Source organism: Lysinibacillus sp. NPDC093210 (genome assembly GCF_044753985.1).
In the GTDB taxonomy this organism is placed as follows: Bacteria; Bacillota; Bacilli; order Bacillales_A; family Planococcaceae; genus Lysinibacillus.
Map to the genome: position 1 here is coordinate 44053 of NZ_JBIVOE010000015.1, position 13098 is coordinate 57150.

Consider the following 13098-nt stretch of genomic DNA (forward strand, 5'->3'; position numbering starts at 1 on the left):
TCGTCATTTTACGCATTGTATAAATTATCCTAAAATAATTAAATAGCCATTTTTAGTCCAAATTTACAATGGCCTGCTGAATATTTTCTACTCAACAGGCCATTCTTCGTTTTTTATTTTACTTTTGCACCATTTTCAAGTTTTGGATCAACAGATGCAAGCTTTAAAATTCCATCTTTTTCGCCAGCTAATATCATTCCTTGTGATAATTCACCACGTAACTTAACAGGTTTTAGGTTTGCAACTACGATTACTTTTTGCCCGACTAATTCTTCCGCAGAATAGTACTTTGCAATACCCGAAACTACTTGTCGTTGCTCATAACCAAGGTCAACCTGAAGCTTTAATAATTTATCTGCTTTAGGGACTTGCTCACATGCTGTAACCGTTGCCACACGTAAGTCAACTTTCATAAAATCATCAATTGAAATTTCCGGAATTTCTGGAACCTCAATCACTTTTGATTCTACGCTTGGTTCTTCCTCCTGAGAAGTTTTTACTGAGCCACGCATTTCCTCTCGAATATAAGTTATTTCAATTTCGCTATCTAAACGAGGGAAAATCGGCGTTCCTTTTTCTACCACTTTAATGTTTGCTGGAATAGTATTACCGAATGTTTCAATTGTTTCCCATGCTAAGTATTTGTCATCTAGACCCAATTGTTGGATAATGCGTGTCGGTGTAGATGTCATAAATGGTTGTAACATGACTGCAATATGTTGCAAGCTCTCTGCCAAATTTCGCATAACAGACCCTAATTTTGGCTTATCCGCCTCATCCTTAGCAAGAACCCATGGTTGTGTTTCATCAATGTATTTATTTGTGCGTGATACTAGCGTCCATAGGTCGGCTAATACGACACTAAATTGCATTTTTTCCATACTTTCTTCATATTTAATACGAACTGATTCTGCATGCACTTTTAATGCCTCATCAAATTCAGTAGATTGAAGATTTTCTGTAGGAATATTGCCATCAAAATATTTGTTAATCATAGAAATCGTACGGTTTAATAAATTGCCTAAATCGTTTGCTAAGTCGAAATTTGTTCGCTCAACAAATGATTCTGGAGAAAATACACCATCAGAGCCAAATGGAAGCTCTCTTAATAGGAAGTAACGCGTTGCATCTAATCCATAACGCTCGATAAGCATTTCAGGATATACAACATTTCCTTTTGATTTAGACATTTTACCGTCCTTCATCATAATAAATCCGTGTGCGAAAACTTTTTTAGGTAATGGTAAATCAAGAGCCATTAAGAATATTGGCCAATAGATTGTATGGAAACGTACAATATCTTTTCCAACTACATGCACGTCCGCTGGCCAATATCTGTTAAATAACGTTTCATCATCTGATAAGTATCCTAAAGAAGTAATATAATTTGTTAACGCATCTACCCAAACATAAATTACGTGTTTTGGGTCTCCAGGCACTTTAATTCCCCAGTCGAATGAAGTACGTGAAACTGATAAATCTTCAAGCCCTGGTTTAATAAAGTTGTTAATCATTTCATTTTTACGTGATTCTGGCTCGATGAAATCAGGATTTTCTTCATAATAAGCTAACAGTCGATCAGCGTATTTCTTCATATTAAAGAAGTAAGATTCCTCTTTCACTTTGTGTACGGCACGTCCACAGTCTGGACATTTACCATCTTCTAATTGTGTCTCTGTAAAGAATGACTCACAAGGTGTGCAGTACCAGCCTTCATACTCACCTTTATAAATATCACCGTTATCTAAAAACTTTTGGAAAATCTTTTCGACAGTTTTTGTATGACGTTCCTCTGTTGTTTGAATGAAATCATCATATGAAATGTCCATTAATGTCCAAAGGTTTTTTGCTGCATCGGCAATCTCATTTACATATTCCTGAGGATGCTTGCCAGCTTCTGCTGCTTTCTCTTGAATCTTTTGTCCGTGCTCATCCATCCCTGTTAAGAAACGTACATCATATCCACGTAAACGTTTATAACGTGCTATCGTATCAGACGCCACTGTTGTGTACGCCGTACCAATATGAAATTTTCCACTAGGATAATAAATCGGGGTTGTTATATAGAATGTTTTGTTTTGTTCGCTCACGAGAACTGCCTCCAATGTTTCACAGTATAATATCTATTCTATCGAAGTACGAAATTCGTTTCAATGAAAGTTTATTGAATGCGAAAATTGTCGAATATTATACTAATCCATTTAATGTATTTTATAAGAAGCTTTTTTACTATAAAATAAAATCTATAATAAAAACCTTTTAAAAAAATTGAAATAACAGTTTTCTTCTCAAAAATTTTTACAAATAAGAGATTATTACTGTATTAATTAATTGACGTTTATGGCATTACTTGGTATGATAACTATCAGACAAAGAAATAATGTCGAAATTTGACGAAATACAATATAACTTTTACTTTTAGGAGGAAAAATAATTATGAAATCAACAGGAATTGTTCGTAAAGTCGATGAATTAGGTCGTGTGGTAATTCCAATCGAACTTCGCCGTACATTAGGTATCGCTGAAAAAGACGCTTTAGAAATCTACGTAGATGATGACAAAATCATCCTAAAAAAATATATGCCTAATATGACATGTGCTGTTACTGGCGAAGTTTCTGATGATAACTTCCGTCTAGTTGGAGGCAAATTAATTTTAAGTCCTGAAGGCGCAGAAATGTTAATGAAAGAAATCCAATCTAGCCTAAAAAAATAATTTCTTTCTAGCACCTAAATCGAGAACAAAGATTTAGGTGTTTTTATTATTTGATAAAAATTTCTTTTTATAATGGAAAAGTAATATACATGATACCCTTATAATGTCCATGTCAGACATCTTTTATTAAGATTACTCTTTTTTACAATTATTATCAATTTTAAATATTTTATTTTAACAATGAAAATAACAACATTTTGTATAATTTTGTATAAAATCATCAAAAAAGGTTGCCTCTATTGAGACAACCCCGCTGTTATTGACACTTACTCACTATGATAAGCATTATAAATATCTCGTTTTGCTACTTGACGTAGTTTTGCTACTTCTTTAATAGCTTCCTTGGAAGTAACATCTGTTTCAGCAATAATATAATCTACGTGTTCCACAACACTCATATCTTTCCAATATGCATCTTCTTGATTGTCTTCTTCTGCATTTTGATTTCCTTCTAGAACAATGCAAAATTCCCCTCGAATTTCTTCGGTTTGTGACCACTCAACCGCTTCTACTAAGGTACCACGAAGGAATTCTTCAAATTTCTTTGTCAGCTCACGTGCTAGCACAATACGACGATTGCCAAGAATTAATTCCATATCCTTTAACGTTTCCTTTAAGCGATGTGGCGCCTCGTAAAATAAGATAGTTTCTTGTCGTTTTTTTAATTGCTCTAATTGCTGTCGTCTCTCTTTTTTTCCACGGTTTAAAAAACCGTAAAAGAAAAACGGCTGAGGTGTTAATCCTGACGCAATTAAAGCCGATAATGCCGCATTGGCACCTGGTATTGGTACTACTGCAACTCCTTCAGCGATTGCCTTCACGACAATATCTGCACCAGGATCAGAAATACAAGGTAGACCAGCATCACTAACTAATGCCACCGTTTTCCCTTCTCGCAAAAAGCCTAGTAGCTTCTCTCCCCCAGCATCGATATTATGTTCGTGGTAACTCACAAGTGGTGTATCGATTTCAAAATAGTTACATAGCTTCTTTGTATTACGTGTATCTTCAGCAGCGATCACATCCGCTTCTTTTAATATACGAAGTGCACGTACACTCATATCCTCTAAATTCCCAATTGGTGTTGCCACAAGATATAGGTATCCTTGATGAGTATGCATCGTACTTTTTTGTGATTTCACGATTTATCCCTCCCTATATATTTTGTTTTTTGCGTCCGTGTTAACTGCTTAAAAGCATATTCTGCTCGCATCGCTTCTTGTTTTGTGTCGAAAGCTTCGACATATATACATTCTACAGGTCCTCTTGCTTTTGTATATTTAGCACCTTTACCTGCATTATGTGCGGCAACACGCTTGTCTATATTATTTGTATAACCTGCATAGTACGACTTGTCTGCACATTCTAATACATAGAAGAAATGGCTATTCGTTTTTTCCATAGAGCATTTCTCTCACTTCTGCTGTATATTCATTGTTTGCATTATAAACATAAAGTGGGGGTAATATTTTCAAATCTGGTTTACCATCCTTTATTCCTTCTATTAATAAGGTATTGGCTTCTTTCCCCGCTTTCGGATAAATTAGCTGCATTCGTTTTGGTTCTAATCGATTTGCCCGCATCGCAGTGACGATATCTAAAAGGCGGCCAGGCCGATGAACAAATGCTGCTTTTCCACCTTGCTTTAATAATTTACTTGCAGACTGAACCGCTTCATCGAGTGTTAAATGTAATTCATGTCGTGCAATAGCATGATGTTCACTTAAATTTTTATCACTCGCTTCATGAGCTAAGAAATACGGCGGGTTACATGTTACCACATCATATTTTTCCACCCCTATTTGTGATGGAATTTCCTTTACATCACCAAGGACCATTTGGATTTGTTCCTCTAAGTTATTATAACGAATACTTCGCTCTGCCATATCAAATAAACGTGGTTGTATTTCTACACCTGTAATTTGTCCTTTCGTTCTAGCGCTTAAAAATAGTGGTATGACACCGTTACCCGAACACAAGTCAACAATTTTTCCTTTATAATAAGGTACATTGACAAATTTCGAAAGTAACACTGCATCCAATGAAAAAGAAAAGACAGATGGGCTTTGAATTATACGTAAATCCTCTGCCAACAAATAATCTAGCCTTTCATCATCCTTTAACCAATTTTCCACGAACCCTTCCTCCTACTATACAAAACAAAAGACTGACACCACCGAAGCGGGAATCAGTCTTCTATTACACATTTTGCTTATTTAAAAATGATAGACAAAACAGACAGTCTTCACCTTTACGTGAACTCCCAAAATGCACATGACAAACGTGGAAGCCCTCCTGGTATAGACGTGCTAAGTTATCATATCCCTCGCCAATATCTAATGGAATCTCTTTCTTCTCATCTGCAGCCTGTACGGTGTTCTCTTTAGAAAGTAGTTCTTCTAGACGTGTACGAAGGTGATGATTTTCTGTTTCGAGTGCCTTATGTTCTTCCATCATTAACGCTACAAATTGCTTCAATGCACCAAATTGCTCCTGCATTGCTTCGAGCTGTTGTTCGAACTCCATAACGGTATCTAAGAAATTACGGTCCTTCACCCAAGCCACCTCGTTAAATTCTCTATCTTATATAAGATTTTTTTCGCATGCCAGCAGTTCTTCTAGTGTATACTCAACGGTGCGCTCCTGCTCTTGTAAATATACTTGAATAATTCTTTCTAGCACATTTAAACCTACAACTCTTCCGCGGCCATCTGGTGTCATTGTCATTTCACCAACATCTGGCATACCTTCTTTTGCTTCTTCATACTCATCGTTTTCATACTTTAAACAGCACATTAAACGACCACACAAACCAGATATTTTTGATGGGTTTAAAGATAAATTCTGATCTTTTGCCATTTTAATAGAAACTGGATCAAAATCACCTAAAAATGTTGAACAGCATAGCATTCGGCCACATGGACCGATACCACCTAATAATTTTGCTTCATCTCGTACACCAATTTGGCGTAGCTCGATACGCGTTCTAAAAACAGAGGCTAAATCTTTTACTAAATCCCGGAAATCGACCCGACCTTCTGCTGTAAAATAAAAAATGATTTTATTACGATCAAATGTATATTCAACATCAACAAGTTTCATCTCTAATTTGTGTTCTATGATTTTTGCGCTTGCTAGCTCAAATGCCCGCTTTGACTCTATTGCATTTTCTTCAACTTGAATACGATCCCGTTCGTCTGCTGGTCGTAGTACTTGCTTAAGTGGTAATACGACATCATTTTCCCCTACTACTTTTTGAGGGACAACTACCTTACCATATTCTACACCGCGAGCTGTCTCTACAATGACATATTGACTGTCTTCTAGTAGAAATGATGCTGGATCGAAATAATATATTTTACCCGCTTTTTTAAAGCGGATTCCTACTACATTATACAAATGTATATCCCTCCTGCAGATTAAGCATTAGCTGCTCCATCATTAACGTCCTATTCATGTTACGCTGTAAAGATGCGCGCGCCTGTAAAATAGCCTCCATTTGACTAGATAGGCGTTCGAAAGTCGAATGTAACGCAGCTTCTTTAAAAGTCTGTAACATGTCTGGATAAGTACAAGCTGCTTCGGGATTAGCTTTTATTGACACTATATCACGGTAAGCAAATAGTAGTAAATCCAATGCTTGCTCCATTTCGCTTTTTTCCTTAAATAGTGGCAACCATTCCTCATGCACAACAATCATAGCTTCGTGTACATTTTGGCGAATTGCCTCTACTAATTTTAACACTGTTTTTCGAGCCTGTGCAAACTGCTCATCTTTTGCTAAAAAAATAGCTGTTTCGAGCTCGTTCGTCATCATGCTAACTGTAGAAGCCATGGAGTGGGGAATTTCATTTTCTTGCAAATGCTTTAACAAAACTTGTCTAGGCATTTTTTGAAACTTAATATGCTGACAGCGCGAACGAATTGTAGGTAATATCGATTGCATCTGCTCTGTTAACAAAATAGCCGTAACTTCTCCATCCGGTTCCTCTAAAAACTTTAAAATCATGTTAGCTGATGCTATATTGAGGCGGTCTGCATGATGTAGTACGTAAATTTTCCGTCCTTGCTCTACCCCCATCATCTTCATCTCAGCAATAAGATCACGGATTTGATCAATTTTAATAAATTGACCTTCAGGATAAATTTGATGAATATTCGGATGATTTCCGGAATCCACACGTCTGCAATTTCGACATGTTTCACATGGAACATTTTCATGTGGATGTTCACATAGCATTAATTTTACAAAAAAACGCATAATATCCACTTTTCCTGTCCCTTTTTCGCCATCAAAAATGTATGCATGGGCTAATCTATTTTTGTCAAAAATCGTTTGAAGCTGCTTCATTACGACTGGCTGTAGTGTGAAAAGCTCTTCAACATTCTTCGCCATTTTTTATTAAATTCCTTCCTATACAATAAAGCCTTTTAGACTTGTACAAGTAAATTTATTTCAGTAGAAATACATTCCACCAATTTTAATATTTAAAACCCTACTGAACCAATTTGAAAAAAGCCCGCGCCTACAAGTGAACAAGACACGGGTTTTACATATATAAATTAATTAACAGACCTTTAATCTCTCCGATTTTATCGAGAAGGTCAATTGCTTCTTTTTCTTCATCTAAAATATCTTGTGCAAGCTCCACAAGACGACTATCAATCGTTTCAATAATCTTTAATCGTCTTCCTTCACCAAAGCGATTCCATGTATGTGATTGTTTTAATTCCATTCCATGTTCTACAGTTTCCTGTAAAAAACGCTTCACAAGCATTTTAAAACGAGCAAGCTCTCGTAAATTTCGGGATCTTGCAACACGGTCACCAGCAGTAGAAATATCCCCCAACAATCGTGTTAATTGTTCGGTTTGCAATTTTGAACCTTGCTTAACGACCATATCACCGAATCGGTTGTTTTGATTATTATTTTGAAGAGGCTCTGTACGATTAGTATTTAACCCGACACGTATATCTTGATTGATCTTCAAGCTGCTTTCGCCCCCAATTGCTTTCTTATAAAATTCATCTTCATTTGTGAATTCGTAATGTCTGCTTGGCAATTCTTACTGAATAACATAATTTCTATTATTTAAATACCGTTAAAAATGATGAAATTGTTCAATCGGTAAAACAAATACAGTTGCGCCCCCTACCTCTACCTCCACTGGATATGGTATATAGGAATCTGCATTACCACCTAATGGTGAAACAGGTGCAACCAACTGTTCACGCGCTCGACAATTATCACGGATAATATCTAAAACTTTGGGTATGAGAGAGTCTTCTGTTCCAATTAAGAACGTCGTATTACCAGAGCGTAAAAAACCCCCTGTACTCGCTAATTTTGTTGCGCGAAACTGATTTTTCGTTAAAGCATTCGATAAGCGGCTACTATCCTGATCTTGTACCACAGCTACGACTAACTTCATTCGCACTCACCCCTTTTATATAATTGGCCTTGATAGAATTTATTCAAAAACAGCAACTTCTACCATCAATTTTAACTTCAATTAAAACAAAAGCACAAAATTAATTAGGCTTTCGTATTATTACCAAGAAGTAATAAATTGCGCTAGAGAAATTCACTTCTTTATTTTATCATTGATTTGCGTAACCGATGATAATTAGTTAAATTGCACTCTTCTTAGCACCTATAAGGAAAGGTCCTCTTTTATCCGATGCAGTTCATCTGTCACCGTATGTTACCATTATATCACAATATGGTAGCCGACTTCATGTTTTTACTGTATTGCTTCGTACAATATTGCCCATACATCTTCAACTACACGCTCAATACTTTGGTCTGCATTGACGACATTTATACGTTCTGGATAACGTTTTACTAATTGTAAATATCCTTCACGCACCTTTTGATGAAAAGCCAGACTTTCAACATCAAGACGGTTCACTTCTCGGTCACCATGTGCATGAATACGCGCTAAACCAACCTCTGGATTAATATCAAATAGGATTGTTAAGTCAGGTAATTTTTTTCCTATTGCAAATTCATTAATGGAAAGTACCTCATCTACACCAATGCCACGTGCATATCCTTGGTAAGCTAATGATGAATCGATAAATCGATCACAAATTACCATTCTTCCAGCATCTAAAGCAGGTCTTACTTTTTCAAAGTAATGCTGACTTCTAGCTGCCGCATATAATAATGCTTCTGTACGCTCATCCATTGCTGTATGCTCCGGGTTTAAAATGATTGTACGAATCTTTTCAGCGATTTCAATGCCACCAGGTTCTCTCGTTGCTAAAACATCAATATTCTCTAGAGATAACCGTTCAGCGATTTTTTTAATAATGGTTGTTTTGCCAGCACCTTCTGGACCTTCGAATGTAATAAATAAATTGCACTTCATGCTGTTATTGCCCCCAACTATTTAATGACCTCAATCATTTTTTCTTCTAACCGGTGATTCCCTTGGAAAGTTGCACCTGTTGCAAGTAATTCCTCTAGTTGACTTAGTTTAGCCACTGTAATTTTTTCACCTGGAACAAGTAATGGTATGCCAGGAGGGTAAGGAATAATCATACTTGCAGCCGTACGTCCCATCGTTCGCATATAGGGTAGCCATTCCTTCTTCATATTCGTTATTTCATCAAACGAATACATTGGTTCTGTAATAGCTACAAAATTATAAGCAGTTTGGGAAACAGCTTGTATTTCTGTTCTTTCAGTGTTTAATAATGCTGTAACAGCGTCTTTAATGCGAACGCGTATATCTGCAAACGGGTAACTATACCCTTGTTTTAAAAGTGGCAATACAAGTAATACTTGGTGTGCATCTGCAAGCTCAGCATAAACATGCTGAGCTTCTAATGCTTCTTGTAATTGATAACCACTATAACCTTTGACTCGTAGCAATAACTTTATAGGATCATCTACTTCAATTACTTCAAGTGAGCCAATTGCACGTAATGCTTCAGCCCATTGATTTTTTTTCTCTATTATATATGCACCATCACTCTCCATATATGTCTGTATATAATAGCGTGCATCATCTAAAGAAGCTAACAATACATACGATGGACTGCTGGATTGTAACATGCGCAAATAGTGATGAATGCTATCAACATTCACTAATTCTGAGTTCACATGCATAAAAGAAGCCATTGTCATAGCTGGCAACGTTTTGTGCGCTGACTGTACAACAACATCTGCACCAAAGGTCAATGCAGATGGCTGAAATAAAGAACAGGCACTAAAATGAGCGCCATGAGCCTCATCTACCAAAACGGGTATTTTTTTTTCATGACAATATGCGACTTGCTGCGAAATTTCTTTCGATGTCATACCGTAATATGTGGGGTACGTTAATACGACTGCCTTTGCCTCAGAATAACAATCTACTGCTTGTTTTAAGTCGTGATAAGAGACATGTGTTGCTGTTAATGTTCGATCATCCCACTTCGGAGAAACATATACTGCCTTAGCTCCAACCAGCTCAATTGCGTGAAATATAGACTTATGTGCATTACGTTGTACGATAATTGTATCGCCCCTTTTACATGTAGCATAAATCATAGCCAAATTTCCTACCGTAGAGCCACCTACTAAAAAAAAGCTTTTCATCACGCCATATGTATCAGCCAGTAAATTTTCTGCCTCTAAAATCATCTCTTCAGGGTAATGTAAGTCATCTAGCCCTGTTAATTCTGTCACATCGTAACGCATGACATCTTTAAAAGCTTGTGGTAGATGTGACAATTCACCATGTTTATGTCCTGGTACATGAAAAGATATATTTTGTTGTTGTCGAAAACGCTCTAAACCTTCTACAATTGGCTTTTTCTTTTGCAAAACAAGACACCCTTTTCAATTTATTATCCTTTAATTATACGGGATTATTGCAGGATAAAAAAGCTATCCTACAAAATAGGATAGCTTAAGATTTAAGGTGTAGAAAATTTTAAATTCCTATTGATACAAAAACACGCGTGCTGCTACAACGATTTAAAAGAGTGCTATTCATTTTAGCTACTGAATTGGCATAAAGGCGACTTGCCAAATACCGTTTTCATTTTTCACCATTTGATAGCCCATGTCACTTTCATTTTTTGTAAAAAGAATAGCTCCTCCATTATCGGGCAATTCTTTAAATGTCCCATTTTTCATCGCTTTCGCCATTTCCAATGCCCAAGATCTATTTCTTTCTGCCTCTACTTGTGTATGCATTCGCATATGCTCGGCTTCGCTCCATTTCGAATAGTTTTCCCGAGTTGTATACAGCCGATATACAGTTTGTTCATCGGCTAAAAACTTCGCGTATAACTGCACACGGGCTATCGTCAATGGATCTACATCACGGAATATTTCCACATCATTTTGTTCTCTAAAAGCTTCATATAATGCCCTTTCCGTTTTGGACCATTCATTTGCTATCTCTAATGCTTCATAACCTAGCACTTTCCCAATAATTTGAGAATCCGTAATTTTCGTCATTATACCATGTCCCCAATTATCTGCTACTACATAATATTCGCCTGCATCAAGGGTCAGTTCATCCATATTCCAGAAAAAATATTTACGAATTTCATTTTCATCAAAAAACGTACCATCTTTTTTTAACTGCTCAATATATGCCTCAAACACATCGAAGCCCATTTGTGTTGCAAAGCCATAATAAATATCTAGTGGTATTGTATTTACAGTAATAGTCCCGTCATTAATAGCAATTTTTTCTCCCGGTAATCCAACAATACGTGTCATTGTCTTTGTTCCATCTTCTGCATTTACATAAACAACATCGCCTCTATTGAAATTTTCAACATTTGGCTCTATAACAATAGGATAGGCCGTATATTCGTTGTTACCACGATTCATCGCATTACCTGTATACTGTATCTTATATTGTTGCCCCGTCATATTGCCTATCACAGGGACCCTATTATCCATTTCTGTGTACGCCCATTCAATTGAATTCATACGTTGCATTAATCCATCCATATATTCGTAAACAACACGTGCAACAGGTTGCTTGCTAAAGGCGAACCAAAACATCTCAGCATCGGCTACCTCCAATATCTTCGCTTCCTGTTGTCCAACTATAACTTTCTTTAAAGCGTTGCTTTTCTCTGCACCACAATATAAATAAGGCGCCTGTCTAGAATTTAAATAATGTACAGTTTCGTCTTCTGTACCAAATCCATTCGTACAATAGTCTTTGGAAATCCATTCGCCATCCTTATAAATTAAATATGCTGCATGAACTAGCAAACTCGAATCTGTCTGTACTTTATAAACAACAAGAGCATCCTCCTTTTGCAACACATTCAATTCTTCATAGAGAATTCCATCTGCATCATTTTCCTGCAACCACAATGCTAGTGAGTCTTCTTTGGATATATTTGAATCAAAAAATACGATCACTGCTAGTAAAACTATAAGAAAAATAGAGCCACACATTATAAGAGGATACTGCCATGAACGTTTACGACTAGTATTTCTTCTAGCTATTATTTCTTGCATGACCCGTTTCTCATTTGCCTCCGAAAATCTAGATTCATCACTAAATAACTTATCAAATTCATGCTTTATTTTATTCATGCCGTAACACCTCCCACTCTGCTTCATCTAACCTCTGTTTTAGCATCTCCCTTGCACGTCTCAATCTTGTTTTAATTGTATTCTCAGATAGATTCAGTAACTCCCCAATCGACGCAGTGGTCAGTTCTTCATAATAAAACAGTATAATTACTTCTCGGTACTTCACTGATAACTGTAGAACACTTTTAGCTATATCAAGCTTCTCTAAACGTTGTAACATCTCGCTATCTATTGAGCACTTTTCTGCATTGATTTGATTTAACCAGTAGTTAGAAATTATTTGTCTCCTACTTTTCCAACTACGTAAATAATCATGGCATCGATTGATTGTTATTTTAGCTAAGTAAGTTTTTAATGTAGCACGTTCCTCAAATTGGTGATGCGTTTCGAAAAACTTAATAAAGACGTCCTGCACAATATCTTCAGCTGTAGCCCAGTCCTTAACATATAAATACGATAATCTCATTAAATAGTCTCCATATGTATGCATAATTTCCTTCATATTTTGTGCTTCATACTGCTCCATATAATCCCCCCTTTCTATCATGTTTGAATTACTAAATATAAATTTTACTCAATAGACGGATACAAATTAGGTATAGTTTCATTTTCTTTTTATGTAATTTTTTAACTAATAATAAGTAATCAATTACTGTGTATGAATGGGTTTTTTTACTTTAACTAAAACAAAAAAACACCGAAGATTTCTCTTCGATGTTTTGAATGTGCCTAGCGACGTCCTACTCTCACAGGGGGAAGCCCCCAACTACCATCGGCGCTAAAGAGCTTAACTTCCGTGTTCGGTATGGGAACGGGTGTGA

Annotated in this window: 14 protein-coding genes and 1 rRNA gene; 1 reads left to right on the forward strand and 14 read right to left on the reverse strand. The window is 36.4% G+C overall.

Features of this window, described 5'->3' with window-relative positions; genetic code table 11:
- Positions 1 to 113: 113 nt before the first annotated feature.
- Positions 114 to 2090, reverse strand: coding sequence for a methionine--tRNA ligase (gene metG, locus ACIP9C_RS22445; protein WP_401014883.1), 1977 nt, complete (start codon positions 2088 to 2090; stop codon positions 114 to 116).
- 346 nt (positions 2091 to 2436) lie between these two features.
- On the opposite strand from metG, the gene ACIP9C_RS22450 reads away from it, so the two are divergent.
- Positions 2437 to 2715, forward strand: a complete 279-nt coding sequence (locus ACIP9C_RS22450) for a transition state genes transcriptional regulator AbrB (RefSeq protein WP_024362580.1) — start codon at positions 2437 to 2439, stop codon at positions 2713 to 2715.
- Between the two features lie 266 nt (positions 2716 to 2981).
- On the opposite strand, the gene rsmI is transcribed toward ACIP9C_RS22450, so the two are convergent.
- The 13 genes from rsmI to rrf all read right to left on the reverse strand — a co-directional run.
- Positions 2982 to 3857, reverse strand: coding sequence for a 16S rRNA (cytidine(1402)-2'-O)-methyltransferase (rsmI, locus tag ACIP9C_RS22455; protein WP_401014887.1), 876 nt, complete (start codon positions 3855 to 3857; stop codon positions 2982 to 2984).
- Positions 3854 to 4117 carry a GIY-YIG nuclease family protein gene (locus ACIP9C_RS22460; protein ID WP_340821460.1) on the reverse strand — a complete coding sequence of 88 codons (264 nt, stop codon included), beginning with the start codon at positions 4115 to 4117 and terminating at the stop codon, positions 3854 to 3856. The genes rsmI and ACIP9C_RS22460 overlap by 4 nt, the downstream gene beginning before the upstream one ends.
- Positions 4101 to 4850 (reverse strand): tRNA1(Val) (adenine(37)-N6)-methyltransferase, encoded by a 750-nt coding sequence (locus ACIP9C_RS22465; protein WP_401014891.1) that lies wholly within the window; start codon positions 4848 to 4850, stop codon positions 4101 to 4103. The genes ACIP9C_RS22460 and ACIP9C_RS22465 overlap by 17 nt, the downstream gene beginning before the upstream one ends.
- A 64-nt stretch (positions 4851 to 4914) precedes the next feature.
- A complete protein-coding gene (gene yabA / locus ACIP9C_RS22470) occupies positions 4915 to 5271 on the reverse strand; it encodes a DNA replication initiation control protein YabA (protein WP_228134245.1) in 357 nt (118 codons plus the stop codon).
- 27 nt (positions 5272 to 5298) lie between these two features.
- Entirely contained in the window at positions 5299 to 6114 is an 816-nt protein-coding gene (locus ACIP9C_RS22475; RefSeq protein WP_401014895.1) for a PSP1 domain-containing protein, read from the reverse strand.
- Entirely contained in the window at positions 6107 to 7111 is a 1005-nt protein-coding gene (holB, locus tag ACIP9C_RS22480) for a DNA polymerase III subunit delta' (RefSeq protein WP_401014898.1), read from the reverse strand. Before holB ends, ACIP9C_RS22475 begins: the two co-directional genes overlap by 8 nt.
- 154 nt (positions 7112 to 7265) lie before the next feature.
- On the reverse strand, positions 7266 to 7706 hold the full coding sequence (locus tag ACIP9C_RS22485; RefSeq protein ID WP_340821465.1) for a YaaR family protein: 441 nt from the start codon (positions 7704 to 7706) through the stop codon (positions 7266 to 7268).
- 111 nt (positions 7707 to 7817) lie between these two features.
- Positions 7818 to 8147 carry a cyclic-di-AMP receptor gene (locus ACIP9C_RS22490; RefSeq protein WP_024362572.1) on the reverse strand — a complete coding sequence of 110 codons (330 nt, stop codon included), beginning with the start codon at positions 8145 to 8147 and terminating at the stop codon, positions 7818 to 7820.
- Between the two features lie 312 nt (positions 8148 to 8459).
- Positions 8460 to 9089, reverse strand: a complete 630-nt coding sequence (tmk, locus tag ACIP9C_RS22495; RefSeq protein ID WP_401014902.1) for a dTMP kinase — start codon at positions 9087 to 9089, stop codon at positions 8460 to 8462.
- A gap of 17 nt (positions 9090 to 9106) precedes the next feature.
- Complete coding sequence (locus ACIP9C_RS22500) at positions 9107 to 10531, reverse strand: aminotransferase class I/II-fold pyridoxal phosphate-dependent enzyme (protein ID WP_401014905.1); 1425 nt, start codon at positions 10529 to 10531, stop codon at positions 9107 to 9109.
- A 177-nt stretch (positions 10532 to 10708) separates the two neighbouring features.
- Positions 10709 to 12277 (reverse strand): S26 family signal peptidase, encoded by a 1569-nt coding sequence (locus ACIP9C_RS22505; protein ID WP_401014908.1) that lies wholly within the window; start codon positions 12275 to 12277, stop codon positions 10709 to 10711.
- Positions 12270 to 12803, reverse strand: a complete 534-nt coding sequence (locus ACIP9C_RS22510; protein ID WP_401014910.1) for a sigma-70 family RNA polymerase sigma factor — start codon at positions 12801 to 12803, stop codon at positions 12270 to 12272. Before ACIP9C_RS22510 ends, ACIP9C_RS22505 begins: the two co-directional genes overlap by 8 nt.
- Positions 12804 to 13004: 201 nt before the next feature.
- Positions 13005 to 13098, reverse strand: a 5S ribosomal RNA gene (rrf, locus tag ACIP9C_RS22515); the annotation flags it as partial.

Excerpts from the sequence above, each read along its gene's own strand:
- ACIP9C_RS22450 (WP_024362580.1), top strand. The coding sequence starts at position 2,437 with ATGAAATCAACAGGAATTGTTCGTAAAGTCGATGAATTAGGTCGTGTG.
- ACIP9C_RS22490 (WP_024362572.1), bottom strand. The coding sequence starts at position 8,147 with ATGAAGTTAGTCGTAGCTGTGGTACAAGATCAGGATAGTAGCCGCTTA.
- holB (WP_401014898.1), bottom strand. The coding sequence starts at position 7,111 with ATGGCGAAGAATGTTGAAGAGCTTTTCACACTACAGCCAGTCGTAATG.
- tmk (WP_401014902.1), bottom strand. The coding sequence starts at position 9,089 with ATGAAGTGCAATTTATTTATTACATTCGAAGGTCCAGAAGGTGCTGGC.
- ACIP9C_RS22460 (WP_340821460.1), bottom strand. The coding sequence starts at position 4,117 with ATGGAAAAAACGAATAGCCATTTCTTCTATGTATTAGAATGTGCAGAC.
- ACIP9C_RS22510 (WP_401014910.1), bottom strand. The coding sequence starts at position 12,803 with ATGGAGCAGTATGAAGCACAAAATATGAAGGAAATTATGCATACATAT.
- ACIP9C_RS22505 (WP_401014908.1), bottom strand. The coding sequence starts at position 12,277 with ATGAATAAAATAAAGCATGAATTTGATAAGTTATTTAGTGATGAATCT.